We start from the raw sequence: 25,065 nt of genomic DNA, 5'->3' as shown, positions 1-25,065 counted from the left end.
TTATTTATTTAACATCTTTGCAGCTGTATCATCTTCTAACCACTGACCGGTATTTAAAAACGTAGATTGCTGCAACTCAGCGATTTGATGATCAGGTGACCCCGGTAACATTTGCCACCCCAAATATTCAATTCCATAATATCCTATATCAACCGTACTTAAATAAGAGTCCATATTTTCTAAATCTTTTTTATTATTTGCAAAAATTACTATTTTTTTAGGTTGTTTCTGTATAATTTTTAAGAACTCTATAAGAGCTTTTACTCTATTTATATTACCGGTAAATATTATACCTAAATAAAAAATAGGGGCTTCAGCATCGCTTGGATTAAATCTAAATACATCTTTATCATTAACTTTATTAGTAAAATTAATATTGAGTCCGTAAAGTAAGGTATATAACCATCCTTCATAATTTTCAATTAAATTACATGGGGCCGTTATTTCCTGAAGACCTAAAACCGTTGCACCTTGCTGTTTCATCTTATTAATTAAATCTACCCATTTCGATTCAACAAGCATCATCTGACGCTGCACTATCAATTTTGCAATAGTTTTATTAACTGATGCGTTATCCGCTGCAAGACTATATAAATATTTAGTAAAATTTATATAAGAATTATCCTGATATCGAAATAATTTGGATTTCGGTGTTATGATAGTATTATCTATATTTATAAGTACCAGCGTATCTGCATCTATCTTCGGTAATAAGTTTTTCATTGTTACTGAATCTACGGAGTAAGTAGGAATAATTTGACCGTAGCCCGCATACGAAATAACTAAGCAAAGTAAACTCAATAAAACTTTATTTATTCGTGTCATAAGGATTTTTACCTTTTGCATTATTATTCTTTAAAGGTGGATTATTTCTTTTTAGCTTATTTATTTGAGATATTAAATCATTAATCAGTTTAGTATAATATGCAACATCTTTATTTTTCGGAGTATTTTTATTATTATAATGATAACCAATAAATAATATATTAGAACTATAACTATTAAGTTGCAATTCCATTGAGCTTAGCAATTCTATGCTACTACTAATCATTATAAAGCATTTCGGTATAAAATTCATTTGAATAAGGAAATTGAGCATCATTTCCGCTTCCGATATATTATTACTCGTCAATATACCCTTATAAAATACCGGATAAGTATTAGCAAAACTGTTTAAATTATTAAAAATAATATAATTATTGTTTGGAAAACTATTTGAAAAATCAATATCGAAATTTTTCTTTAAATAATCGGCAAACCATATCTCAAATTTAGGAATATTATTAAAATTACCGGTAAACCCATCATTTACTGCTATTATGGGGATTTTACTATTACTCATTTCATTTACAAAATTTGGAAAATCAGATTCTTGTAATTCTTTCTTATAACTATCATTAGTTAAAATCAATTGCTTTATATAAATAGTTTTTGAATTTTTATTAATATTACGTAAAAGAGGAGCTAGTGTAGTAAGATAAATGTCTTTATCAAGCTGTGCAACGATAGGCACTAAAGACTTAAACAAAAATTCATCTAGAACCGTTACTACTAATAAATCCTGAGGTACATAATTTTTATTATAATTTTCTTTAAAATCTTGTTTTATTTTATTTAAACTATCCACTTCTATAATTTCTGCACGAGCTATAGAAGCAATAAATAATATTAGAATACATATATATTTTTTAAACATTTATGATTTCCATTTTTTTAAAGGCAACATATCACCCTGTGATTTTATATGTCATTCCTACGAAAGCGGGAATCCAGAAAAAATAACCTTAATAATTGGTACATGTTTGACAAAATAAACATATAAAAGCTTGTTTTTTTATATGTTTTCCCAGATGCCCGCTTTCGCAGGAATGACATATATTAGTGTTATCACATCATACTGCTAATATCAATCCATATTAAATTATAATATGGTAAATATGTTTGGAAGTTTTTTTAGTTCGCTTGGCTGTACTGTTGGAAATGCATTTGGCGGCAGCATATTTTCAAGCGTGGGAAGATTTGTCGGCAAAATGCTTGGTGAGTATTTAGATTAACTAAATCACGAACCAATAGAATATGACAATATTAAAAATTTCAAAGAAAGTTTTAAATATGTAACAGCTAATTACGGCGAACCTATACCGCTAATTTTCGGTACTGCAAGAATTAACGGACAAATAATTTCAAATCAAAATAAGCAACTAAATTGTTATATTCTATAACCAGTTCCGTAACAAGAGCCGGTAGTAAGTAAATCTCTTAAGAGTACGAGTCTAGAGCTGATAAAATATAACTATTACCGAATAATAATTTGCTTGCAATTAGCTCACTAACAAAATCCGCTCCGGCTTTTTTGGGATTCGGTTTTTTTAGTAAATAATGCACCGGATAGTCTAAATATTACTGCTCCGGTTTTACTTTTAAGCACTTTCCACGGAACATGTCCCGCCGATTGTGCAATTAAATTAATACATCTATATACTATAACATTTTCTCGATAAGCTTCTATGTCGACTCTGATTAAATTACCATATGCAATGTCGTTTAGTTTAATAAAATTTTGTGATTTGGTAGTACTATTCTTCCAAAACTTTGTCCGATAATTTTTTATCATATATCCTAATATATTTATTGTTTTCAGGATTATATAATGATTTAGGAGGTAGACTAAGAGAGCTTAATAAGATGTTAATGTGCGTTAATGTAATTAACATTATTTCTTTACAACTAGAAAGATATACTATTTAAAACATATTACCATGAAATATAGCAACTTGATAGGATATAAAACATTTCTTTACCATCTGAATATTATTCACAATGACCCACAACAGCTTTGAATAAGCTAATAAAAAATTTTATAAAAACTAAAAAATATGACGAAAGAAAATCAATTTTAGTATCTAAGAACAGCTATAATTTGTTAGGGTTACATCATGCCATTACGTCATTTGATCTAGAAGCATATACACTTATTATTTCTTATGCTAACCCTAGCCACTTTACTTCTGCTGAATACGATAGATATATACATAACATCGATGATACATCTATGCTTGATGTAGCATCATTTATAAATTTTGATACTATACAATATAGAGATACAAAAAGCAGCATGTTGCAAGAGTTGATTAAGTTTAAGAAGAGAACGATTGAGGAGCACAATAACAATGCAATTAGTGAATTTAAAATAGAAGGATTTGAATTAAAAAATTAGCTAGTTATTTAAGTTTTCAAGAGTTTAAAAGCTTTATTGAAAATAATAAAATTGAGATAAATATTGAAGAACTTAATATTGCAAAATTTAAAATAGAAAAATTATCACCGATTGCATATAGCGAAAACTCTGATATTACTATTTTAATGACAAGGACTTACAATGTAAGCGATTTAAATGACAATATAATTTCTTCATAACTATATAAAGCTTTTGCAATAGGGGCCTACAAATAAGTTATTAGCCTATATAGCAGCGGTTAATATTAAAGTGCAAGATAGCCTCAAAATAATATTTGATAATAAATCATTTTCTCATTACGATTGAGACAATAACCTAATATGTATAGGCGCAGAAAAATTAAATTTAGAATCAATAATAGCACATGAATTTGGACATTATGCAATAGAGAACATTTTATACAATGCAAGTATCCCACTAAATAATAGTTTTCAAATTTTGAAAACAGATTTCGTAAAAAATGTACCATATCAAAATGATGATAAAATATTTTTGCCTAAAAATTTTGAAAGCTTAAAGCGCTTAATTAATAGTTCATATAAATATAGTAGAGCGGCAAAACCAATACTTGATTTAACGGCAAATTTAATATTAACACCAGAGGAAAAAAATGAAATTAGTAGTAACTATAACGAGAGTAAAGAATTGATTAAATATTTAAAAAACGAGACTATATTACCTATATTTTACTTTAATCATTATAGACCGGAACAGATACACGAGAATTAGAGGAAGTTATAAAAACTAATTCTCATGCCCATATTATGTGACCAATTTAATTATTAATTTACTAAAATTACCTTGTGTAAACGAACAGGATTATTATGAATTATTTGCAACTGATCAAAAAGTTCAATTGCAATGTATATTAACTAAGATTCTACCGCAAATAATAAAAGATAAAGATCTTACTAGCGAGCAAGTTTACTACTTAGAAAGGATTGGAAATCTTATACACAGAGAATCAGATGATAGCGCTGCAGAGTTCATAGTTAGGTATCTAGAAATTAATATAGATAATTTATTGCATCCCATCGAAGATTCACTTATTATTAATGCAATGCAACCGCTGGCAGATTTTTGGGAGGAACACATAGTTCCTAAAATGGAATCTACTATTATAGGATGTACAAAGGAATATAATTGTGACACATTTGATGGAGCGTAATTAATTTAACTATTGTTGTGTGGCGCTTTTTATGTCATACCTACGCAAGCAGGAATCCAGTACTTTAAAGCTCTTTGCAATCAAGATTTTTTTAGCCTGTATCTCTGCTTTCGCAGGTATGACATCACTGGCTTTTCGAAAACTATCCGGCACTATAACAAAAAAACCCTAATCACTAAAATTATACCTAATACTTTTTCTAGCAGAACTTATATCTTTTAAACGTTCACAAACCTTTTCAAAGACTTGTTTAGGCAAGATATTTGAAGCATTAATTTGTAAAAATTTATCGTCTTTCAATTTAATCGAAAAAGAAGGCTCTTGAAATTCTGGCCCATCAATTTCTCTAGCAATGTTTATATAATAACCGATTATATGACTGTTATAATAATCACTTTTACTAATCATTTTCTTAGCTATTTTATTAATCTGCATGTCAGTTTTAGCAGTATAAGTAACCGTAAGGGCAATACCTAGCATAAGACGCTGTCTATGACTAAAAGGAATGTCTGAAGATAATATAAATTCCGAAACAAAATTTGCTCTAAGCGTTTTATCAATATTTTTATTATATTGTGCTAGCATTATAGCGAGTTCAATAACAATAAGAGTCGTGGCATCAGCATTAATTAAAAGATATTGTACTGCTTCAATATATTTTTCAATTTTACATATAGTTCTATCAAATTTTACTAATCTCTTCACCCTCTCATAAATAATATCTTTTTCTGTTTCATGAGACGACAACGAGTCAAATCTTACTCCTTCTTTTAAACCGTAATTTGAGATAATAATTTTTTCCGGTGAAAATACCTTAATCATTGCTTTTATTACTAAAACTGCATTATAATTTATGACTTTCTGCTCATAATAACTCAGCTTTAATTTATCGATTTGCGATAATTTCTCTAAATATAACTCAAACTCTACACGATTTATTTCAAAATTATGTAAATTTTTAAGGGGATAATTTATAGACTCCATGTATATACGGCTCATTAGACGTAATGCACCGCCAATTAAATATAAATTAGGATAATGTGCAGCTCCAAATTCTTCCTCTAGCATTTTAGTAATCAGCCTGACATCACCAAAATTGCTACTAACAATAATTTTTGTACCAAGCGGCAATGATTTTAATTTACCGACTTTTTTATTTCCAATCTGTGCAAGCTCAAGACTTCCACCTCCAAGATCAGCTACAATACCGCAAGCATCACTAATACCGGAAATTAATCCGGCAGCAGTTAAATAAGCTTCACGTTCACCTGAGATAATTTCAATATCAATATTGAATCTCTTTTTAATTATAGCTTTGAATTCATCTGCTTTAGGATGCCCCCTAAGTATAGCTGTTGCCACACATCTAATATTAGTAACAGACAGTTTGGTAAAAATATGAATAAGATATTGTAGAGATAAATATGTTTGATGTTTTACGTCTAAATTATCTAAATTAAGTAAATTTGTAAGATAATTTCTAAATTTATAATTAAAAATTTCCGGCGCTCCAAGCTCATCACTTTCATAAACTACAGCTCTTAAAGCATTTGAACCGATATCAATAATAGCTGAACGCATTTTACTCATTATTTTCCGGAACAGTTATTGTTTCGGTCTCTTCCGAAGCCCCATTATTATTTGCCCTAGGGTCAAAAGGTACTTGAGTAGGTACAAAAGTCGGCGGTAATAATCTACTAGTAAAAAACTTATCTTCATAATACTTAATTTTACGCGATTTTATAGGCGGAAAGGATTCTATTAAAACAATTTGCTCATCTCTCGGTAACTGTATTACTTCTTGAGGTAAAAGTAAAGCTCTTTGAACCTGAGAAACGTTTTGGGTTCTAGTAGCAATATTAAGATCAAAAAATAAAGGTTTACTAAATGATCTTTGTTCTACCGTCTTATTACCGACAAGCTGCGATATTAAATTTGCCGTTTCATAGTTATTAGCGGCAAAAGTAATACGATATGTTGCATTAGATAAGAAAGAATTCATCCCTGCATCTTCATATGTTCCTTTTAACTGCTGTGTATCTTGGATAATTAAAAATAAACGAACTCTATAACCTCTAAAATAAGCTATACCGGCTTTAAAAGTATCCATCTTCCCGAGCGTCGGGAACTCGTCAAGTAAGAACATTACTCCATACGGCTCTTCCTTTAAATCCGGCATTTTGCGGCTTAAAAATTCTGTCGCCTGCTGATAAAACACCTGCATTAATTTTTGTAAACGCTGTATATTATCGGGTGTTAACCCTACATATACGGTTGTTTTGACTTTTTTAAATTCTTGTATATTGAAATCAGAAGATGCTGTAGCTGAATCAATAAGTGGATTTGCCCATAATTCAAGCGATGAGTTCATTGTAGATATTACGCCGGAACGCTCTTTATCGGCTTTTTGCAAAAATGCAGCAATATTCATATATGCAACAGGATGTATTACACCACCAAGCGTATCGAGTACGACCGCTAGATTATAAACTACGTCGTCACTCCTCATAGTACGGACTACTTCACCGAAAGATTTAGTTTTAGTAGGATCGGCTATTAAATATAGAGTTACACCTAAAAATAAGCTTCGTGCCTCATTATTCCAAAAATCCTTTTCTGGCATTATAAGATTTGAAATTTTTTGAACGTCATCAACCATTTGCCCAGGCTTAGTACTAACCCAATCAATCGGATTATAACAATGAGTAACACCATCAGGATTAGAAGGCTCCCATACAAAAACTTTCTGCCCTTGCTTCTCACGCCAACCACTTGTCAACCCGTGATTTTCAAGCTTTATGTCATGCACTACTACCGAATCACTCCAAAATAACAAATTAGGTATCACAAACCCTACACCTTTACCTGAACCGGTAGGAGCAAATAATAAAGCATGCTGGAACCCGTCTGCAACAAAATATCCACCGGCATCAACACCGATCAGCATACCTTTCTTAGATCTAAGACCTGCAGCCTCTATATCTGACGGATTAGCCCAGCTTGCATTTCCATATACTTTTTCATCTTGTTTGAAAAATTGTAATGATTTTATTCTTTCAAAATTTTTAATGTAACATATTATAACAATAATAGCCGGACTGAGAAGAGAGGCAAGTAGCTTCAATTTTAAATAATTATAGTCGGTAATTTTTAACTGCCCCCAAACGTTAATAAGCCAATAAGCCCACTTATAAGCAATATTTATAGCATTTATATTTACACCTAAAGCTCCAACCTCATTAGTAAAAATTGCAACAAATGCACCGCTTATCCAAATGGTACAAAAAATAACAACCAGATGAATTATAGCATGACCGAATATATTTCTAGTAACTTTAAGTATCTTATGCCATTCCATGAATTGATATTCCTAGTTTATGCTTATATATTAGTTTTTGCGTGGAGTAATTTTTACGTCATTGCGCGCAACTAAAAAGAGCGTGGCAATCTCAGGATTGTGGCCTGAGATTGTGCTTAGTCAATTACTTCGTAATTTCCTCACAATGACGTTTTTAAAACATCCCCTCAGCGTTCTTGTGCTTCTTATAATATACTTCTGAAACATATCTTTTCCCGCCGCTACCGCGTTTTAACTGCACAATGATATCTACAACGGTTAAAATATACTTCTTTACTTCTTCAGGCGGCATACCAAGATCTGCTTGCATAACCATAAGCTTTAACTGCTCAATAGCCATAGCGGGACTATCAGCATGCAGTGTTGATATTGAACCGGGATGACCTGTATTAATAGCACGCAAAAAACTAAAAGCTTCCTTACCTCGAAGCTCACCTACTATAATCCTATCTGGTCTTAAACGCAAACAGGCCTCTATTAAATCTTGAGTAGTAACATTTGCACGCCCCTGTCCTCCTTTGGAAGCCAGTAAATGCACTCTGTTAGGATGACGTGATAGCACAACCTCACGAGCATCTTCTACAGTAATTAATCTTTCTATTGCAGGTATTTCAGTGAGTGCTGCATTAGTAAAAGTAGTTTTACCGGTTGAAGTACCGCCGCTAATTATGATATTTTTCTTTGAAACAACTGCATGTCTAATAAATTCTTTAATCTTTTTTTCAGCTAAGAAATTAGCTAAAATTACTGCATCTTCATCTACTAAACTCTCTGTTGCAGTATCATCAAATGCCCCCATTTTAGCATATTCATCTAAAGTTAGATTCATACCGCTAGGCTTTCTTATAGCATAAATGATTTGTCCTATCTCACAAGCAGGAGGAAATACTATTTGAATACGGTAGCCATTCGGCAAAGTTGCCGAAAGAAGCGGTTTTTCTTCTGAAATCATCTGTTCGGTAGATTGAGCGACTAAACTCCCTAATGCAAGTAGATGTTCGCTATCCAGTTCCGGTATTTGCTTAGAATATATATCGCCTTTTTTTTCAACCCATACTTCTCCGGGCTTATTAACCATAATTTCGTTAATACTGTCTTCAGCAAATAAATTTTTAAAAGGAAGTAAAAACGTCTCTAAGGCTGCAAATTCTTCACTCATTTCATTACCTTCGATTTTAATAAAACGGCTTTTGGGAATTTATAATCCTTATTAACGTATATTCTAACCGGCGTACCTTGATTAACCGTTGTCGTCGGCTTAAACTGCTGCTGAGTTATCATATTTTTTACAACATTCGTTACATCCGTAAAAGCTTGAGTAGAAGCTTGTTGTGCTTGAGTCGGAGTTGATGCTATAGAGGTAGTAGTAAGCAAACTTGAAGCTGCCGTATTAACTGCCTGTACTAAGGTTTGAAGTCTCTGCTCAGCAGTATTCGCTGAAGAAGCAGTTTGTGCGGTTGTACATGCTTGAGTCATAGTAGTATAAGCAGTCGAAGTTTTATCGGTAATAGCAGCAAGTATATTAGTACAAATTGTAACTATCCTAGTATTTGCATCCATAGCGGTATTAGACGCAATAGTTTGAGCAGTATTTAACAATTGTTTTGCCGTAGCACTATTGGTAGCCGCTGCCTGAGAAGCTATAGGAGGCGGCACTAACTTATCAAGAACTGTAGCAAGCCCTATATTAAAGCCGGATTGTAATACGGCATTTGCAAATTGTTCTTTATATTTATTATCAACTCTTCCTTGTAATCCCGGTCTACCTAAATTATCAACTGCAGGTGAGTCGAATTCTATAGTATAACCGCTCGTTAAATCGATTCTATCCCATATTATAGAAACTCTACCATAACTATCGGACGAAGTTGAGGTTGCATATTTACCGAATATTTTTGACCCTTTCGGTATCAATATCACTTTATCTTTCTCAGAAAATACGTCTCTACTAATAATGGCTCTTATTTCACCGCCGAGATCACTATTTATTGCCGTCTCAAGGACTGCATCAATTAATTTACCGCGTCCGAGCACCAAAGACATATCACCGCGATCTTTAAAGGTCGTTTCTGCCGTAATCTGTTCCGGTGTTTTTTTAGGCTCTACACCACCAATTAACACTATAGCTGATTTTCTTTTTGCTTCACGACGTTGCTTCTCTGCATCGCTCTCAACTAACGTTCCTGAAGTCGAAGGCAATGAAACCGGCGGCAATGGAAGCGTTTTGTCTTTATTCTCTTCTACAGGAGTAGTAGGAGGCAAGACCGGTGGAACTTTTACTACCGGAGGGGGAGGCGGTGGAGGAGCAGTGGGCGTCTCAAGCTTAGGCGGATCAGGTAACTTTGGAATCTCCGGAATATTATCATCAACCTCCGTAACAGGTTTTACAATATTACTCGGTATCTGAGTCTCCGGTATTTTGTCTTTTGCAGTACCGAAAAAAAGAGTATAAAAAATATATATAAAAATACCACAAATTACGACTACTATCGCAATACTCTTATTAAAGCTAACCGAAACTTTTGATAATTCTCTTTGTACTTCAGGAGAATCTGCTCCTGATAAAGAACCGGTATTATGATTGTTATTTTGCTCTTCAGCCATATCTAAATTATATCAGTTAAAGTGTTTTTATTGTCATTGTTACGTAGATCGATTTTTCCGTCATTGCGAGGAAACCTCAGAACAATTGTACGTCCGCAATCTCAGGAGTTTGTATTATTTCATAAGATTGCCACGCAGCCTACGGCTGCTCGCAATGACATATCTACACAGAAATGACATCGATTAAAATCTTGCCATGTAATTACTATTTTTCTTAGGGTAGTAAAATTTAATTACATATACTAAATCCCTTTCGTTACCCATCATAAGTTCCGTAGAAGCGATATCAAATTCATATATTCTTTTATTAGTTATAATAGTCATATTTGTACGAATATCTTTTTCAAGAGGCTTAATAAATAATCTATTTGCCAAAGGAGTTATTTTCCAAGCATAAGCATCCCCAAGAATTACATTTTGGACTTCTTCGTTTTTAGCAAATTCTATATGCGATTGAAAGCCAAAATGCAAAACTAATAAATAAACTTCATTTGGATTATATATATAAGTTTTTATCCTATTATCTTTAGTTATAGATAAATCATCTACATAATTATTACTACTATTACATGGATCATCTACAAGTGGACATTCTCGTTGTACTGTAAAACCGCTTAATAATATAAAAACTAAAAAATAAAATCTAACTATTGTCATCGTCTACCCTATATCCGTTCACTTGAAACCCTACCGGATTTATATCAAGTTCTGAATCTGTTAATTGCATAGGCACATAAGCATAACTTACTACCGCTATTTTATTATAAACTAATTGGTTTCCTGATGTTTCATTTACGGAAAATCTAACTATATATTTATCTGCTGCGATTTTTGACCATGATTTTATTACTAAAAATGTAGTATTCTCTTCTTTATATTTTAAAGTAGGATCAAAATCTTTATTTCTTATATAGCCAAGATAATTGTAATAAACACTGCTTGTTGAAAATAATCTTATTGTCGTACGAGCTATCGTCGCAAAATCAACCGGATTATATGTTTCCCGTGCCGTTATGTATTTCTTTATAAAATACCTTGTAAGAGACTCATCCGCAGTTAACACTGGTGATGAAATAGGTTCTACCACTGAGGCACGTCCGGTATTACTATTAAGCTGAATAACAAAAGGCTCAAACTGTTTAGATTTCACTACAAAGGCTATTACTAAAGTTGCTATAACCATAAAAATGGTTAGTATTATTATTAATATGATAAGTAAGTTACGTTGAACAAGTAACTTATCAGATCGCTCTTCATACCAATTCTGAGTAATTTTTAAAGGATTAGCCGATTTAATACTTTCTTGCGTTTGTGTATCTCCTGCACCGCTTTGCGAGTTATTACTTGATTTAAAGAAACCAAATATATTATTCATATCAAAGGTATTTTTATTATTACATTGTTATTGTGTAAAACTATTACTTTTATACTATATTTACTGAATTAACAGGTCTTCTTATACAAGGATTTATGCTTACACTCGAACCATCATCTATATCAGCAGAAACGCACGGGCTTTTAATTTCATAAGGAGCTGAAGGGGTACATGACAACAATTGAGCAAGCATAATTAATACTAATAAAAGCTTTAATGATTTTAACATTCTAATTATACATTATTAAATTATCTTGTTACTATTTTAAAATTACCTTACTATACAATAGTTCACAAGCATTTTTTAAAAAAATCTATTTATAACTATAAAAAAATATTAAAAAGATTGTAAACTATTATACTCTGAAGTAAATAAAGAGTAGTTATACGAAGTTCAGTTTAGGAGAAGAGCGTATACTTCATACGTGGCTACCTGTGGACTTATAAAGACATTGTCGCCAATTTTTCAAGTGGGATGAGTATAACATAATAACTACCATCAATAATTGTTATTGTATAATTTTAATTTATAATTAATTTATTTTAATTTTAAAGTTAAACAATATTTGGTATTGTAGCAACAATATAAACTTATTTTATAGCTTAAAATAACATTACATTAAATCATAATCATATTATAATAATTATGATAGAGTGTTAAAACAGAATAAAATTAGATATTAATCTAGTAATTATGGACCCATTAACCAATGCAATACAAGAATATATAAAATCCGGCGAATATTTTATTGATGCAAGAAAATGGTATAATTTTAAGTATATCTTACCGTTAAGTCATAGAAGTCTTCTGCTTTTAATGTGCACGATTTTTACCTTATTATTAACCTTAATTTGTATAAGTATCAACATATTGCTACCTATAAACAAAAAAGTAAATTATTTAATAAAAGATGATGCCGAAAAACAAGCTGCCGTTACTAATACTAAACATTCAACATTAGTAAAGCCTTATATCTCTATTGCAAATATTATGCTTCAGAATTATGTAAACCAACGAGAAGAATACAATTACGATATATTAAAAGAACAATTTACCTTTATCAAAAATGCTTCTACGAGTATTGTTTATATGCAATTTGCTAATTTTATGAATATTGATAACCCATTATCACCGGTCATAAGATATCAAAAACTATATAGACGCTCAATTAATATATTATCAATTAACAATATAAACGATAACGAGGCAGTTGTTACTTTTGAATCATTGGCAAAAAATAGTACGGATGCAATTTTAGAAAATATGGTATGGGAAGCAAGAATCGGATTTATAATGGATTCTATCAGTACAAATACATCACCTAATATGCCATTCAATTTTACCGTTACTAGTTACAAGCTCAAGTTATTAAGGAATAAAAATCAGAAATAATATGAAGCAACTAATAATATTTTGTACTTTTATAATACTTACATTAGATGTATTTGCTCTTACTATATCACGACCTCTAGGTCGAGACCCACGTCTAAGAGTTATGACTTATAACCCTGACGATGTTTTCAAATTCACAGGATATTACGGCTATCAAGCAAGTATAGAACTAGCAAGAGACGAGGAAATAGTAAGTATTTCTATGGGAGATACTACTTCATGGCAAATAGTACCTGCCGGTCATAGGATTTTTATTAAACCGATGGAACCGGATGCTACTACTAATATGACTTTAATTACTAATAAACGGACGTACTTCTTTGAACTATATGCCGCCGAAACTCTTGATATGCGTGATCCTGAAATGGTCTTTAACGTAAAGTTTCTTTATCCGGATGACGAAAATGACAATATGAGCGGTCATATGCAAACTTTTTCTGCTGCCCTAGCAAGTCCCGACCTGACTCATCCTGAAAAATATAACTTTAATTACTATATTAGCGGCAGCGAAGAAATAGCTCCTATTAAAATTTTTGATGACGGCGAGTTTACTTATCTGCAATTTAGAGATAAAAACGCTGAAATTTCCGGTATTTTTGCTGTAGATGATTCACTTCGAGAATCTTTAGTAAATTATCGCCTTGCTCAAGATAATCCTAATATGGTGATCCTTGAACAGGTTTTTCCTAAGCTCGCTATACGTAAGGGCAAAAAAGTCACATGCGTATTTAATCAGTCTTTCAAAGCGTATTAATGTCTACCAACGTCATGGCGGCAATGACGACGAAACTGATTCGCGTCATAATACTTTTCTTACAATAACAATATAATTATGCATAATTTAATATATTTCTTTGCCTTGATCTTACTAACTAGCGGCTTATTTATAATGCTTACAAGTCGTAATTATATTCATAAAATTATCGGGCTTGGAATCTTTCAAAGTTCGGTGTTAGTATTTTATTTAAGTATCGGAAAAATTAAAACAGGCGGTGTACCTATTTTCCAAGAGGGCATCACTACTTACACTAGCCCTTTGCCTCATGTATTAATGCTAACTGCTATAGTAGTTGGGTTTGCTACTCTTAGCGTAGCTTTAAGTTTAATATATCAAATTTATAAACATTTTGGTACAATATCAGAAAATGAAATTAATTTTGATAAATGATTCTAGCTAACCATGTCCCTATCATACAAATATTATTCCCTTTATTTGGGGCTTTACTCTCAATAATATCTTTTCGCTTTATTACCTTTGCACGAATAATTACTACGATTTGTATTTTATCTAGCCTTTTGGTCAGTGTTTATGGATATAGCATTATACAAAATACGGAGCTATCTTACACCATGGGAGGATGGACTTCAAAAATAGGAATAGAATATCGGCTAAATGCACTAAACCAAGCTATTATTATTTATCTTAACTTGGTTTTATTATTCTTTTTAGTTTTTTGTCATAAGATTACTAATCAAACTATCTTAAAATATATAAACAATAATAGAAAATCTTTATTTTACGGTATATTATTATTCGCTCATACGGGCTATTTAGGGATGATGGCTACTCACGATTTTTTTAATCTATATATATTTATAGAGATTTCGGCACTTAGTAGCTATGTCCTGATAGCCTCAGGTAATAATCCAAAATCTTTAATCGGAGCTTTTGATTATTTGATAATAGGTAGTATCGGTGCAACTCTTATTCTTATATCTATAGGATTGCTGCTAAGCATTACGGGTAGTTTGAATATGGCAGAAATTGCAGCGTATTTACAAGAACATACTAATTCCCGTATAATCACTATAGCTATCGGTTTTTTCTTAATAGGTGCTATTTTAAAAACAGCTTTTTTCCCTATGCATTTTTGGATGATGAGAGCTTATAATAACACGGCTTCAGTTATTTTAGTATATTTAGCAGGGATTTCTACTATAATAGGAATATATATAATATATAAATTTACTTATATTATTATAGGCTATGAGGCAATTAAAACGGCTATTACAAATTTTATAAAACCTATCGCTTTAGCTACTCTTATTATAGCCCCATATTTTGCTTACCAAACAAAAGATTTCAAGAATATTATAATTTATTCATGTTGTACTCAAATAGGTTACGTATTTTTATTATACGTAACCGAAAACGGTATAATAGTTTTACCAAGTTTATTACTTGCGGATAGTATAAATAAAATAGCTCTTTTCTTGATAGATGCTTATAATGGCAGCTATAAAAGAGAGCCTAACAAAGTTTTAATAATAATTGCTATTATGTGCAGCTGTGGCTTACCTATCAGTCCATTATTTTTTATCAAAGTAAATATTCTTGAATTATTATTAACACACAATCTACTATTAGATTTTATTATAATTTTACTTAGCTCCGTAGGATCGTTATTTTACCATTATAAAATGGTACTATTGTCATTCCCGCGAAAGCAGGAATCCAGTAATTAAAAAATATAAACACAGTAAGTTTTTAAAACTAAAAGCACGATTTATCTCACTTTTTCTGGATTCCCCCACTTTTAGCTAGGCATGACATAGAAAGCCATATAGGTAATGCTTTAACCATACTATCAAAAAAAGTATAACAGCTTATCATGATTACACAATTTACTACTCCGAATCTTTTGATTCTATCAACTTTGCTAGTTGGTGCATTAAACTTAACTAGCCCGTATGCCACTCAAAAAGATAGCTTTATACGTAATTTTTTACTTATTACTATTGCTATTTTTTTCTTCGGTAATATTTTAATTATAGACTGGTTGTTTTTAAAAGGTATTAGAGCAGGATTTGAATTTAATATATTCGGTAATTACTCTATAGGATTCCATCTTGAACCTTTAGGGCTTATTTTCTTAAGTTTAATAGGCTTTTTATGGATTTTTGCTTTACTTTACACTCCTAAATATCTTGCTATTAATAATATAGACTATTCTTCTAGATTCTTATTTTTCTTTAACTTCACTATTCTAATCGGTGTTTTAATTGCTTTATCTAGCAACTTATTCACGATGTTTATTTGCTATGAGCTTTTAACTATTTCTACAGCTTTTTTAATAGGACATACCAAAAATAATATAGTACTTAGCGGGTTATATAAATATCTAAAAATTCTGATGATTTCTGCCACAATATTATTTTTACCGGCAGTGATAATTATTTATACTAAAACCGGTAACGGAGATTTTGCAAGTGGACGTTTAGTAGAAAATTATTTTTCCAAAAACCAGTCAATTATTTTATTGTTAATGTTTATTTGCGGTATTGCTAAAACTGCCATTTTTCCGGTGCATTCATGGCTTCCTGCTGCAATGGTTGCACATTATCCCATTAGTAGTTTGCTGCATGCCGTAATAGTGGTTAAAACCGGATTATTTTGTATTTACAAAATCCTATTATATATATTCGGTTTATCGTATTTACAAATGATATTTGCCGAGTTTAACTGGTTAATTTTTATACCGATAGTAAGCATATTTTATAGCTCAATTAAAGCCCTAGACACGGATAATATCAAAAAAATACTCGCCTACTCCACTATGAACCAATTAAGCCTTGCATTGCTTAGTGCTTTCATGTTAACACCTAAGGCACTTGGAGCCGCAATACTCCATTTAGTTTCACATTCTTTTACAAAAATCTGCTTATTTTATAGTATGGGAAGTATTTACAGTTTAAAGAAAACCAATCAAGTACAGAATTTACATGGTACATACAAAGAATTTCCTTTAATTTCTTTTATTATATCTATCTCTTCATTATCATTAATCGGTATACCTATCTTTAGCGGATTTATTAGCAAATTCTCAATATTACTTGCCGCAAGCGAACAGAATCAAATCATTGTTATGATTGTCGTAATAGCCAGTAGTATATTCTCAAGCCTTTACCTGCTCAAAATATTAAGCTCTATTTATAAACCTTCTTTAGTAGAATCTAGCGTAACAAAACCACTCCCCTACTCTATGCAAATTAGTATAATAATGTGCTGCTGTGCCGTAACTCTTTTCTATTTTATTCAAATCTTAATCAGAGAATTTTTAGCTTATATTACATAAACATATTTACATAATCTACACATAATCATATAATATGTATACCGTAGAGACTTCAAAAGTTGGAAGTCAAATAAGCAGTGCACCTACACAGCGTACAATAGTGAGCACAGGCGAATCCCGAAATTTGACGTACCAAATCTTGAAGTCTCTACGGTATACATATGGTAATTATTTTTGAGGCGAAATATGGCACAAATTATTAGAGCAACAGAATTTGTACGATCTTTTTCAGATATTATGAATAGAGTTTACTATAAAGGTGAAAGCTTTAACGTTCAAAAAGGTAATCATATCGTAGCAAGGATTACGCCTGCAGAAATCAAACCTTCTGTAGCAGTAAGAGACTTAGAGGAAGCTTTTAAAAATGGTCCACATCTTGATCCTGAAGATGCTGATCAATTCATGAAAAATCGCGAAGAAATACGACACAATACTAAACAAGATATTAAAAAATTGGTTGAAAGATGGGATTAATTATTGATACTGCTATAATCATAGCTTTAGAAAGAGCAAAGGTCAGTACTAAGCAATGGTCACATTACGGTCAAACTTATATTAGCCCTATTGTGTTAACTGAACTATTAATAGGAGTAGATAGAGTCAAGAATGAGAATAAACGTATAAAATGTTTAGCTTTTATAGAATACGTAAAAAGTCTGTTTACTATATTACCTTTCGATATTGAAGAAGTATATACATATGCACGTATTACTCATGATTTATACACACAACGTATAACTATAGGAACTCATGATATGCTTATTGCAGCAACGGCTATTACAAAAGGTTTTCTGATATTAACTCCAAATGTAAAAGACTTTAAAAGAATCCAGGGACTAGAGGTTTTAACAGTTTCTTCTAAGGATTAAAATGTTTATTCAAAATACCAAGTGTACATTTCCGCTTACTAATTTTGAGCTTATGTTTGATTTTCACCCACAAAATCAGCTAATAGCTCTAGCATTTCTAATTGTTACTACTATCTTAAATCTTTATACAATTTCCCAAAATAGAAAATTAGAATGCTTAATCGGTAGTTTATACTGTTTATCCTCTGTTATATGCGTATTTGCAGCTGATTTTATTTCCATGATAATCTCGCTTGAATTCATGACGATTTTTGCCTGCATAATTATTTTTTGTGACCAATTAAAGATAAAACCGGCACGTCAATATTTCCTCACTCATTTATTCAGCAGCGGGCTAATCTTAATCGGTATGACTCTTCTAATCCAAACAACAAGTAATACGACTTTTACTTCTTTAACAGAATCAGTAAATAATTTTGAGTTACCAGCAATATTCATACTTGCAGGTTGTTTAATTAATGCTGCGGCTATTTTTGTAAACGGCTGGGTGGTTCATTGCTATCCTATAGCTTCAAGTAGCGGTATTGTATATTTAATTAGTTTTACTACTAAAGTTATTTTAATTATCATTTTAAAATTATTTAGCGGTCTTGAGATATTAAAGTTTTTTGGGATATCAATGATCATTTACGGATTAGTATTGTCTCTAATTGAAAAAAAACTTAAACGATTAATATGTTATCTTACCGTATCACAGCTTGGTTTTATATTAACGGCTATTAGCATAAACTCTCCAAATATAGCTTATCTTATTACAAGCTTTATATTCATACATATATTATATAACGGATTATTTGCTTTATATTTCACTTATATAGAAGATGAGTATGATATTAAAAATTACCAAGATCTTCAGAATACTCAAATTAATTTTATTTTATTAAGCGGATTTGTTATTAGTATATTGATCTATACATCTATACTGCCTATTCATTCTTCTTATATTAAAGATGAAATAGCTAATATTTTAAACGAGAATAGTGTAATGCTATTTTCCAAGATAGCGACTTGTACCGTATTATTTGGGTTGTTGATGGAGAGTTCTACGTCATTCCTGCGAAAGCAGGAATCCAGTAAAAACCTTAAAAATAAAAGCTTTATAATATTTCTGGATTCCCGCTTTCGCAGGAATGACATAAGAACTATAACCTACCTCTCTTTCTGCATCATAACTTTATGCATATGTTTATTCTACCCTATTCAAATATCCTATACTGCTAACTTTAAGCTAGTGATCCTTGCAATCTCACTGTTATTGGCTTTAATATTTAGAAAAATACCACGCATTTCGACAGAACACATAAACCTTGACCTATACCAATATATTGAAAAATTTATATATTTCAGTATCGATAAATATAAAGAAACGGCAGACAATAACGAAGATGCGGCAGAATATCTTAATTTTAAGGTTATTTGGGATAATATTTTAAGTAAAATATCTGCTTGGCATAATCAGCAAACTGCTATATTGATTGTAGTATTCCTATTAATTAGTTTGATTTTAACACTACAATAATTCGATGTTGTATAGATACCAAAATTGTCATTGCGAGAAGAAACTGTAAGTCTCAACGAAGCAATCTAGTAAACAATTCTGATTACAAAATTTTTTTATTATTTTACTAAATTGCCGCGTCGCCTTACGGCTCCTCGCAATGACGACTTTAGGCATAACAACACAAAAAAATAAAAAACATGAAACCACCAATAACAGACAAACAAAATTACAGCTTTGAAGTTCACGAAGCAACAATAAACGATGATTATCACTGGCTGCGTGATCCTAAGTGGCCAAATGTAGAAAACTCTAAAATTTTAGATTATTTAAAAGCTGAGAATCAATATACCGAAAATTTCTTTGCCGATCTACAAAATGATAAGGAAAAGATTTGTAAAGAATTAAAAGGACGGGTTAAATTAGACGATGAATCGGTTTATGTTAAGAACAAAGATTATTACTATTACCATAGAGTAGAGGAGAATAAAAATTATCCGATATATTGCAGAAAGCATAATAATATGGAATCAGCAGAAGAAGTAATATTAGATGTCAACCTTCTTGCTCCAAATAGCAGTTTTATTGATGTTGCTACAGTTGCAATGTCACCTGATCACAATTTAATGGCTTATAGTGTTAATTTTACAGGTAATGAACAATACAATATCAAACTATACAACCTTAAAGAACAAAAATACTTACCTGATGAATTAGGCAATGTACAGCTAAATCTCGATCGCTTCAGACAAGATGAATTTCAGGACAAGCCTGCGGAACGTACAAATGTACGTGAGCATAGGCGAATGCCGCAAAATTCGCTTGTATCAAGCGATCGAGATTTAGCTGTAGCTCCTACTATAATTTGGCATGAACACTTAAACGGCTTTTTCTATATTACTATTAATGAGAATCAACGCTGGGATAAGGTAATGTTTCACCGTCTAGGTGAAGAGGTCACTCAGGATAAATTAATATTCGAGGTAAAAAACCCTCTTCATTTTATCAGCTGCAAGAAATCAGCAAGTCATGAATATATTTTTATAAATTCAGGCGATCATAATGAAAATGAAATTTACGTAATTTCTATGCAGGATGATAGTTTTACGCCTAAATTAGTACGAGCTGCAGAAAACAAAATATTCTATGAAATAGAATATAATGGCGATTATTTTTATATTAAAACTAATTATAAAGCTAAAAATTTCCATGTTATAAAACTGCCGGTAAATAATTTTGAAAATACTAGTTGGGATGATATTTATATTAAGGAAGAACAAGACAAATATTTAAAAAGCTTTAATGTTACAAATAATTATTTAATCTTAAACTATCGTGACCAAGGTTTACCGCTAATTAAAATAAAGCGATTTAAAGATTTACAAGAAAATACAATTTATTTTCCCGACGAAAGTTTCCAAGCAAGTAGTTTTTCTACAAACTTTGAGGAAGACGATATCAGAATAGATTACTCTTCTCTAGCAAGACCCAATACCACTTATAGTTACGATTTTAATAGCGATAAATTAACGATATTAAAGAGCCACGAAATACCTTCAGGCTTTAACCCGGAGGAGTATAAAGTAGAGAGAATATTTGCAGATAATGAAGATGTAAAAGTACCTATAACCTTGTTTTATAAAAAATCTTTATTTAAAAAAGACAGTTCAAATCCTTTATATCTAATGGGTTACGGTGCTTATGGCATCGCTATGCCCGTCAATTTTAGAAATACAGCAGTGACACTTGCCGATCGCGGTTTTATTTACGCAGTTGCTCATATTAGAGGTGGCGATGATCTAGGTCATGATTGGTATGAAGCTGCTAAGTTTTTAACCAAAAAAAGAACATTTGAAGACTTCATAGCCTGTAGTAGAGCTTTAATTAACGAGCAATATACAAATAACAACAATATAGTAATAATGGGCGGTAGTGCCGGCGGTATGTTAATCGGTTACATACTCAACGAAAAGCCGGAAATCTATAGAGCAGCAATCGCGCATGTACCGTTTGTTGATGTTTTGAGTACCATGCTTGACGAAAGCTTACCGTTAACTCTCTTGGAATATAATGAGTGGGGTAATCCAAAAGAGAAAGAATATTTTGAATATATTAAATCATATTCCCCTTATGATAACGTAAAAGCACAAAACTACCCTGCTCTATTCGTTACTTGCGGTATATCCGACCCACGTGTAGGTTACTGGGAACCTGCTAAATGGGTAGCAAAATTACGAGCACTAAAAATGGACAATAATCCCTTATTATTAAAAACAAATATGGATACGGGACATAAAGGTTCTGCCGGTCGTTTTGATTATCTGAAAGAGATAGCTGACGAATTAGTATTTATTTTTAAGGTGTTTGATGTTGAGGTTTAGTTAGCAGATTTGTGGCTGGAATCCTGTTATGTCATTCTTGCGCAAGCAGGAAGCCAGGAACAAGCGCAATAAATTGAGCTTTTAAAAAGCTTTAAAGTACTGGCTTCCTGCTTGCGCAAGAATGACATACAACACCTCTACTGAATACAAAAACAATGCATAAAAATTATCTAGAACAACTACAAAAATTACCGATTACTTTAATTTTACTAATTAGCTTAATTTGCTGTATTGGTTTCATTGTGCTTTATTCTGCAGCAAATAGTAATTTGCAGCCCTGGGCTTATAAACAAATTATAAATTTTTGTATATTCTTGCCTTTAGCTATTATTATTGCATTAATTGATTTACGCATAATATTTAGGTTATCGTATATCTTTTATTTGTGCGTACTCGCTTTACTAGTAGCCGTGGAGCTTTTCGGCTCAACTGCCATGGGCGGTAAAAGATGGATTGATATCGGTATAGTTAAGCTTCAACCTTCCGAACCGATAAAAATCGCCGTTGTACTAATGCTTGCTAGATATTTCCATTCACTAACAATTGATGATCTTACAAAATTTCATAAAGTTATTATACCGATTATAGGAGTTTTAATACCGGCTTTTCTAATAATTAGAGAACCAGATTTAGGTACGGGAATGATTGTTTTAATTGTTTCGGCAATTATATTTTTTGCGGCAGGTCTTAGAATAAAATATTTTATAATACTAGGTCTTGCTGCTTTTATTAGCCTACCTATTGCTTGGAATATGATGTATGATTATCAAAAAAAACGGGTAATGGTTTTTTTAGATCCCGAACATGATCCGCTCGGTGCTAGTTATAATATTATCCAGTCTAAAATCGCTATAGGTTCAGGTAGCCTATTTGGACGCGGTTTAAATCAAGGTAGCCAAAGCCATTTGGATTTTCTTCCTGAACATCAAACTGACTTTATCTTTGCTACCTTCGCTGAAGAGTTCGGCTTTATAGGAGGAATGTTTTTACTAATATTATATTTTGCACTTATAACTATTTCTTTATTAATTGCCGCAAATTGCCGAGAGATTTTTAGTAAATTAATGGTAATAGGTATTACTTCAATCTTATTTATTCACGTATTTATTAATATAGCTATGGTTATGGGCTTGCTTCCCGTAGTAGGCGTACCGCTACCATTTATTTCTTACGGCGGAACAATGATCGCATCCATGTTAATCGGCTTTGGGCTTGTGATGAATGCTCAGGTACACAAACATACTGCTTTAAACTAGTGCAATTATATTGACAAAATGGATAACATAACTTAATAATAAGTTGCACTTCACTTGCTGATTTTCGTATAAAGCGAAATTTCCTATTGACTTTTATATAAAACAGTATAGATTTCTTTACAATTTAATTTTTTATAAAGAATTTATGCTCGGCTATGAGAAAGCACAAACAAGTTTAAATAGAGAACCAAAACAAGCATGAGGTATTTTGTCTATTGGCACTTTGCTTTTATATGTACATATGGCAGCAGTGCTTCTCAACGAGCTTTTCCTCAAGCTGATTTTCAAACTGCTCTAATCTATGAAGCAGCTGCATTATGTTCAACATATATATTTAGACCGATAGGAGCATTAATCTTTGGTTGGCTTGGTGATAATATAGGAAGAAAATCAACTATAATAATAACTACTTTGCTTATGACTATAGCTTGTTTTATTATGGCAAATCTTCAGCTTATGATGAAATAGGAATTGTAGCTACATGGGTTATGATAGCATGCCATATGGCACAAGGCATATCCTCAATGGGGCAAGTAATAGGAGCAGATGTATATTTAACTGAATTTATTAAACCACCTGTACAATATCCAACTGTAGCAACTTTAGATAGTTTTTGTATATTAGGTGGTTTTGGAGCATTATGCTTAGCTTCTTTAGTTACTTCATTTGGTTTTAGTTGGCGTATAGCTTTTTTAATCGGTGCTGGAATCACTATAGTAGGAGTCATCGGGAGAACTTCGCTTAGAGAGACACCGGAGTTTGTGGATGCTAAACGATATTTAAGAAAAACTTTAGAACAAGCTAATATTGATCCTAAGAAGATAAAAGTAATATTAAAACTATTATAGCGTTTTTTTTATTAGATTGTACAGGTCCTGTAGCATTTTATGTATCATATATTTATTGTGCTAATATATTAAAAATACTGTGAATTATAGTCCTGCAGAAATTATTCATCAAAATTTATTTGTAGCACAGTTTAATTAATTGTTGTTTTATTTCATGTGCCTCTATATACACAACAATTTTTACAACACTAATTAAACTTTCCTCATTTTTTCAGGTGATTTAGCACCTAAAGTTTGTAAATTATACATTCTGTCAAAGAACTTTATTAATACTGTATCATATCTTTTTTGTCTAACTAGCAAATTCAGACCTTTCTCACTACTTATTTTTCCGTAAGGTTTTATTCTAGTTAAACCCTCTACGTGCTTTGCTACTTCCGGTCCAATAGTTATTACTTCTTCAGTCAGCGCTATATCTTCAATAGTATCATGCAGTAAAACAGCTTGCAGCATAATAGCATTATACAGCTTAGGAGCTTCTTCGGCTACAAACTCTGCGAGCATAATCGCTACTTCAATCGGGTGAGAATAATAAGGATCGCCTAATTGACGTATTTGTAAGTCGTGATACTTGCGAGCTTAGTAGAGACCTTTTTTAACTTCTTCTATATCAACAGGATTTTTTACTTTAGCATTTAAATATTCGATGTTGTCTAATAGTTTTTGAGCGTAAACGCAAGTTTCAAACTTTTCTTTCCAAGAGCTTAAATCTTCCATAAAAGTCATTTCTTATTTTTATTAATAATAGTTGATTACAATTAAAACAAAAATTAAAAATTGTAATAATGAATGGCTTTTTAATCCTAAAGAAGCATAGTAACTTTAACCTTTTGGTATTTAAGCAACTTCATTATGTTTTATTAGTGCTGTTATTACTTATCCCGTATAAAGCTTATCTGCCAAAAACTTTCTTCTTTATATTATCTTCTTCTAAAAAATATATCACTTTTTTCATTTAATATATCATCACGGTTTGTATATAAAGATTCAATAAATAAAAT

General features: G+C 31.5%; 26 protein-coding genes and 2 pseudogenes. 17 read left to right on the top strand and 11 right to left on the bottom strand.

Annotation, left to right across the window (positions count from 1 at the left end):
• Both ABVF33_RS02625 and ABVF33_RS02620 read right to left on the bottom strand, forming a co-directional pair.
• Nucleotides 1-846 (bottom strand): DUF2608 domain-containing protein, encoded by an 846-nt coding sequence (locus tag ABVF33_RS02625; protein ID WP_499706162.1) that lies wholly within the window; start codon nt 844-846, stop codon nt 1-3.
• Complete coding sequence (locus ABVF33_RS02620) at nt 809-1,696, bottom strand: DUF2608 domain-containing protein (protein WP_499706161.1); 888 nt, start codon at nt 1,694-1,696, stop codon at nt 809-811. Before ABVF33_RS02620 ends, ABVF33_RS02625 begins: the two co-directional genes overlap by 38 nt.
• 232 nt (nt 1,697-1,928) lie before the next feature.
• Between ABVF33_RS02620 and ABVF33_RS02615 the strand changes: the two genes are divergently transcribed.
• A complete protein-coding gene (locus ABVF33_RS02615) occupies nt 1,929-2,054 on the top strand; it encodes a host specificity protein (protein WP_499706160.1) in 126 nt (41 codons plus the stop codon).
• 275 nt (nt 2,055-2,329) lie between these two features.
• On the opposite strand, the gene ABVF33_RS02610 is transcribed toward ABVF33_RS02615, so the two are convergent.
• On the bottom strand, nt 2,330-2,614 hold the full coding sequence (locus ABVF33_RS02610) for a hypothetical protein (RefSeq protein ID WP_499706159.1): 285 nt from the start codon (nt 2,612-2,614) through the stop codon (nt 2,330-2,332).
• 222 nt (nt 2,615-2,836) lie between these two features.
• Between ABVF33_RS02610 and ABVF33_RS02605 the strand changes: the two genes are divergently transcribed.
• From ABVF33_RS02605 to ABVF33_RS02595, 3 genes are all read left to right on the top strand, one after another.
• Complete coding sequence (locus tag ABVF33_RS02605; RefSeq protein ID WP_499706158.1) at nt 2,837-3,217, top strand: hypothetical protein; 381 nt, start codon at nt 2,837-2,839, stop codon at nt 3,215-3,217.
• Nucleotides 3,218-3,676: 459 nt separating this feature from the next.
• Nucleotides 3,677-3,967 carry a hypothetical protein gene (locus ABVF33_RS02600; RefSeq protein WP_499706157.1) on the top strand — a complete coding sequence of 97 codons (291 nt, stop codon included), beginning with the start codon at nt 3,677-3,679 and terminating at the stop codon, nt 3,965-3,967.
• A gap of 37 nt (nt 3,968-4,004) precedes the next feature.
• The gene (locus ABVF33_RS02595) at nt 4,005-4,406 is read left to right on the top strand and encodes a hypothetical protein (RefSeq protein WP_499706156.1); all 402 of its coding nucleotides are present in this window, start codon (nt 4,005-4,007) and stop codon (nt 4,404-4,406) included.
• Between the two features lie 168 nt (nt 4,407-4,574).
• Here the strand turns inward: ABVF33_RS02595 and ABVF33_RS02590 are convergent, their stop codons facing one another.
• The 7 genes from ABVF33_RS02590 to ABVF33_RS02560 all read right to left on the bottom strand — a co-directional run bounded on the left by ABVF33_RS02590 (nt 4,575) and on the right by ABVF33_RS02560 (nt 11,972).
• Complete coding sequence (locus ABVF33_RS02590) at nt 4,575-5,987, bottom strand: Ppx/GppA phosphatase family protein (protein ID WP_499706155.1); 1,413 nt, start codon at nt 5,985-5,987, stop codon at nt 4,575-4,577.
• A 1-nt stretch (nt 5,988) separates the two neighbouring features.
• Nucleotides 5,989-7,764 (bottom strand): type IV secretory system conjugative DNA transfer family protein, encoded by a 1,776-nt coding sequence (locus ABVF33_RS02585; RefSeq protein WP_499706154.1) that lies wholly within the window; start codon nt 7,762-7,764, stop codon nt 5,989-5,991.
• Nucleotides 7,765-7,918: 154 nt separating this feature from the next.
• Nucleotides 7,919-8,923 carry a P-type DNA transfer ATPase VirB11 gene (gene virB11 / locus ABVF33_RS02580; RefSeq protein WP_499706153.1) on the bottom strand — a complete coding sequence of 335 codons (1,005 nt, stop codon included), beginning with the start codon at nt 8,921-8,923 and terminating at the stop codon, nt 7,919-7,921.
• Nucleotides 8,920-10,368: a TraB/TrbI/VirB10 family type IV secretion system protein gene (locus tag ABVF33_RS02575; protein WP_499706152.1), complete on the bottom strand. Its 1,449-nt coding sequence runs from the start codon at nt 10,366-10,368 to the stop codon at nt 8,920-8,922. The genes virB11 and ABVF33_RS02575 overlap by 4 nt, the downstream gene beginning before the upstream one ends.
• 183 nt (nt 10,369-10,551) lie before the next feature.
• A complete protein-coding gene (locus ABVF33_RS02570) occupies nt 10,552-11,025 on the bottom strand; it encodes a TrbG/VirB9 family P-type conjugative transfer protein (protein WP_499706151.1) in 474 nt (157 codons plus the stop codon).
• Complete coding sequence (locus ABVF33_RS02565; protein WP_499706150.1) at nt 11,012-11,743, bottom strand: VirB8 family type IV secretion system protein; 732 nt, start codon at nt 11,741-11,743, stop codon at nt 11,012-11,014. Before ABVF33_RS02565 ends, ABVF33_RS02570 begins: the two co-directional genes overlap by 14 nt.
• A 49-nt stretch (nt 11,744-11,792) precedes the next feature.
• Nucleotides 11,793-11,972 (bottom strand): DUF2706 domain-containing protein, encoded by a 180-nt coding sequence (locus ABVF33_RS02560; RefSeq protein ID WP_017443175.1) that lies wholly within the window; start codon nt 11,970-11,972, stop codon nt 11,793-11,795.
• Between the two features lie 465 nt (nt 11,973-12,437).
• Here ABVF33_RS02560 and ABVF33_RS02555 point away from each other — a divergent pair, with 465 nt between their 5' ends.
• The 13 genes and pseudogenes from ABVF33_RS02555 (at nt 12,438) to ABVF33_RS02495 (ending at nt 24,064) form a co-directional block, all read left to right on the top strand.
• Nucleotides 12,438-13,136: a VirB8 family type IV secretion system protein gene (locus tag ABVF33_RS02555; RefSeq protein ID WP_499706149.1), complete on the top strand. Its 699-nt coding sequence runs from the start codon at nt 12,438-12,440 to the stop codon at nt 13,134-13,136.
• Between the two features lies 1 nt (nt 13,137).
• Complete coding sequence (virB9, locus tag ABVF33_RS02550) at nt 13,138-13,890, top strand: P-type conjugative transfer protein VirB9 (RefSeq protein ID WP_010977039.1); 753 nt, start codon at nt 13,138-13,140, stop codon at nt 13,888-13,890.
• Between the two features lie 78 nt (nt 13,891-13,968).
• Nucleotides 13,969-14,304 (top strand): Na+/H+ antiporter subunit C, encoded by a 336-nt coding sequence (locus tag ABVF33_RS02545; protein ID WP_010977038.1) that lies wholly within the window; start codon nt 13,969-13,971, stop codon nt 14,302-14,304.
• The gene (locus ABVF33_RS02540) at nt 14,301-15,602 is read left to right on the top strand and encodes a proton-conducting transporter transmembrane domain-containing protein (protein WP_499706148.1); all 1,302 of its coding nucleotides are present in this window, start codon (nt 14,301-14,303) and stop codon (nt 15,600-15,602) included. Before ABVF33_RS02545 ends, ABVF33_RS02540 begins: the two co-directional genes overlap by 4 nt.
• Nucleotides 15,603-15,748: 146 nt before the next feature.
• Entirely contained in the window at nt 15,749-17,212 is a 1,464-nt protein-coding gene (locus tag ABVF33_RS02535; RefSeq protein ID WP_499706147.1) for a proton-conducting transporter transmembrane domain-containing protein, read from the top strand.
• A gap of 37 nt (nt 17,213-17,249) precedes the next feature.
• Nucleotides 17,250-17,371, top strand: a pseudogene (locus ABVF33_RS02530) (palindromic element RPE5 domain-containing protein); the annotation flags it as partial.
• 27 nt (nt 17,372-17,398) lie between these two features.
• Nucleotides 17,399-17,686 (top strand): type II toxin-antitoxin system antitoxin VapB, encoded by a 288-nt coding sequence (gene vapB, locus ABVF33_RS02525; protein ID WP_499706146.1) that lies wholly within the window; start codon nt 17,399-17,401, stop codon nt 17,684-17,686.
• On the top strand, nt 17,677-18,081 hold the full coding sequence (vapC, locus tag ABVF33_RS02520) for a ribonuclease VapC (RefSeq protein WP_499706145.1): 405 nt from the start codon (nt 17,677-17,679) through the stop codon (nt 18,079-18,081). The genes vapB and vapC overlap by 10 nt, the downstream gene beginning before the upstream one ends.
• Nucleotide 18,082: 1 nt before the next feature.
• A complete protein-coding gene (locus ABVF33_RS02515) occupies nt 18,083-19,600 on the top strand; it encodes a proton-conducting transporter transmembrane domain-containing protein (protein WP_499706144.1) in 1,518 nt (505 codons plus the stop codon).
• A 179-nt stretch (nt 19,601-19,779) separates the two neighbouring features.
• Nucleotides 19,780-21,960 (top strand): prolyl oligopeptidase family serine peptidase, encoded by a 2,181-nt coding sequence (locus ABVF33_RS02510; protein ID WP_499706143.1) that lies wholly within the window; start codon nt 19,780-19,782, stop codon nt 21,958-21,960.
• 155 nt (nt 21,961-22,115) lie between these two features.
• Nucleotides 22,116-23,216 carry a rod shape-determining protein RodA gene (gene rodA, locus ABVF33_RS02505; protein WP_499706142.1) on the top strand — a complete coding sequence of 367 codons (1,101 nt, stop codon included), beginning with the start codon at nt 22,116-22,118 and terminating at the stop codon, nt 23,214-23,216.
• A 198-nt stretch (nt 23,217-23,414) separates the two neighbouring features.
• Nucleotides 23,415-23,684 carry an MFS transporter gene (locus tag ABVF33_RS02500; protein WP_499706141.1) on the top strand — a complete coding sequence of 90 codons (270 nt, stop codon included), beginning with the start codon at nt 23,415-23,417 and terminating at the stop codon, nt 23,682-23,684.
• 56 nt (nt 23,685-23,740) lie between these two features.
• A complete protein-coding gene (locus ABVF33_RS02495) occupies nt 23,741-24,064 on the top strand; it encodes an MFS transporter (protein WP_499706140.1) in 324 nt (107 codons plus the stop codon).
• Nucleotides 24,065-24,256: 192 nt separating this feature from the next.
• Here ABVF33_RS02495 and ABVF33_RS02490 read toward each other — a convergent pair.
• A pseudogene (locus ABVF33_RS02490) lies at nt 24,257-24,781 on the bottom strand (HD domain-containing protein).
• Between the last annotated feature and the right edge of the window lie 284 nt (nt 24,782-25,065).

Origin of the sequence: Candidatus Rickettsia barbarica (assembly GCF_041477405.1) — a bacterium.
In the GTDB taxonomy this organism is placed as follows: Bacteria; Pseudomonadota; Alphaproteobacteria; order Rickettsiales; family Rickettsiaceae; genus Rickettsia; species Rickettsia rickettsii.
Note: the sequence above shows the minus strand (reverse complement) of the source record. Positions and strands in the feature narration are given on the sequence as shown.

Bases quoted from the DNA above. Each gene is read 5' to 3' on its own strand.
- ABVF33_RS02625 (WP_499706162.1), bottom strand. From the start codon at position 846: ATGCAAAAGGTAAAAATCCTTATGACACGAATAAATAAAGTTTTATTG.
- ABVF33_RS02620 (WP_499706161.1), bottom strand. From the start codon at position 1,696: ATGTTTAAAAAATATATATGTATTCTAATATTATTTATTGCTTCTATA.
- ABVF33_RS02615 (WP_499706160.1), top strand. From the start codon at position 1,929: ATGGTAAATATGTTTGGAAGTTTTTTTAGTTCGCTTGGCTGTACTGTT.
- ABVF33_RS02610 (WP_499706159.1), bottom strand. From the start codon at position 2,614: ATGATAAAAAATTATCGGACAAAGTTTTGGAAGAATAGTACTACCAAA.
- ABVF33_RS02590 (WP_499706155.1), bottom strand. From the start codon at position 5,987: ATGCGTTCAGCTATTATTGATATCGGTTCAAATGCTTTAAGAGCTGTA.
- ABVF33_RS02585 (WP_499706154.1), bottom strand. From the start codon at position 7,764: ATGGAATGGCATAAGATACTTAAAGTTACTAGAAATATATTCGGTCAT.
- virB11 (WP_499706153.1), bottom strand. From the start codon at position 8,923: ATGAGTGAAGAATTTGCAGCCTTAGAGACGTTTTTACTTCCTTTTAAA.
- ABVF33_RS02575 (WP_499706152.1), bottom strand. From the start codon at position 10,368: ATGGCTGAAGAGCAAAATAACAATCATAATACCGGTTCTTTATCAGGA.
- ABVF33_RS02570 (WP_499706151.1), bottom strand. From the start codon at position 11,025: ATGACAATAGTTAGATTTTATTTTTTAGTTTTTATATTATTAAGCGGT.
- ABVF33_RS02565 (WP_499706150.1), bottom strand. From the start codon at position 11,743: ATGAATAATATATTTGGTTTCTTTAAATCAAGTAATAACTCGCAAAGC.
- ABVF33_RS02560 (WP_017443175.1), bottom strand. From the start codon at position 11,972: ATGTTAAAATCATTAAAGCTTTTATTAGTATTAATTATGCTTGCTCAA.
- ABVF33_RS02555 (WP_499706149.1), top strand. From the start codon at position 12,438: ATGGACCCATTAACCAATGCAATACAAGAATATATAAAATCCGGCGAA.
- virB9 (WP_010977039.1), top strand. From the start codon at position 13,138: ATGAAGCAACTAATAATATTTTGTACTTTTATAATACTTACATTAGAT.
- ABVF33_RS02545 (WP_010977038.1), top strand. From the start codon at position 13,969: ATGCATAATTTAATATATTTCTTTGCCTTGATCTTACTAACTAGCGGC.
- ABVF33_RS02540 (WP_499706148.1), top strand. From the start codon at position 14,301: ATGATTCTAGCTAACCATGTCCCTATCATACAAATATTATTCCCTTTA.
- ABVF33_RS02535 (WP_499706147.1), top strand. From the start codon at position 15,749: ATGATTACACAATTTACTACTCCGAATCTTTTGATTCTATCAACTTTG.
- vapB (WP_499706146.1), top strand. From the start codon at position 17,399: ATGGCACAAATTATTAGAGCAACAGAATTTGTACGATCTTTTTCAGAT.
- vapC (WP_499706145.1), top strand. From the start codon at position 17,677: ATGGGATTAATTATTGATACTGCTATAATCATAGCTTTAGAAAGAGCA.
- ABVF33_RS02515 (WP_499706144.1), top strand. From the start codon at position 18,083: ATGTTTATTCAAAATACCAAGTGTACATTTCCGCTTACTAATTTTGAG.
- ABVF33_RS02510 (WP_499706143.1), top strand. From the start codon at position 19,780: ATGAAACCACCAATAACAGACAAACAAAATTACAGCTTTGAAGTTCAC.
- rodA (WP_499706142.1), top strand. From the start codon at position 22,116: ATGCATAAAAATTATCTAGAACAACTACAAAAATTACCGATTACTTTA.
- ABVF33_RS02500 (WP_499706141.1), top strand. From the start codon at position 23,415: ATGAGGTATTTTGTCTATTGGCACTTTGCTTTTATATGTACATATGGC.
- ABVF33_RS02495 (WP_499706140.1), top strand. From the start codon at position 23,741: ATGGGGCAAGTAATAGGAGCAGATGTATATTTAACTGAATTTATTAAA.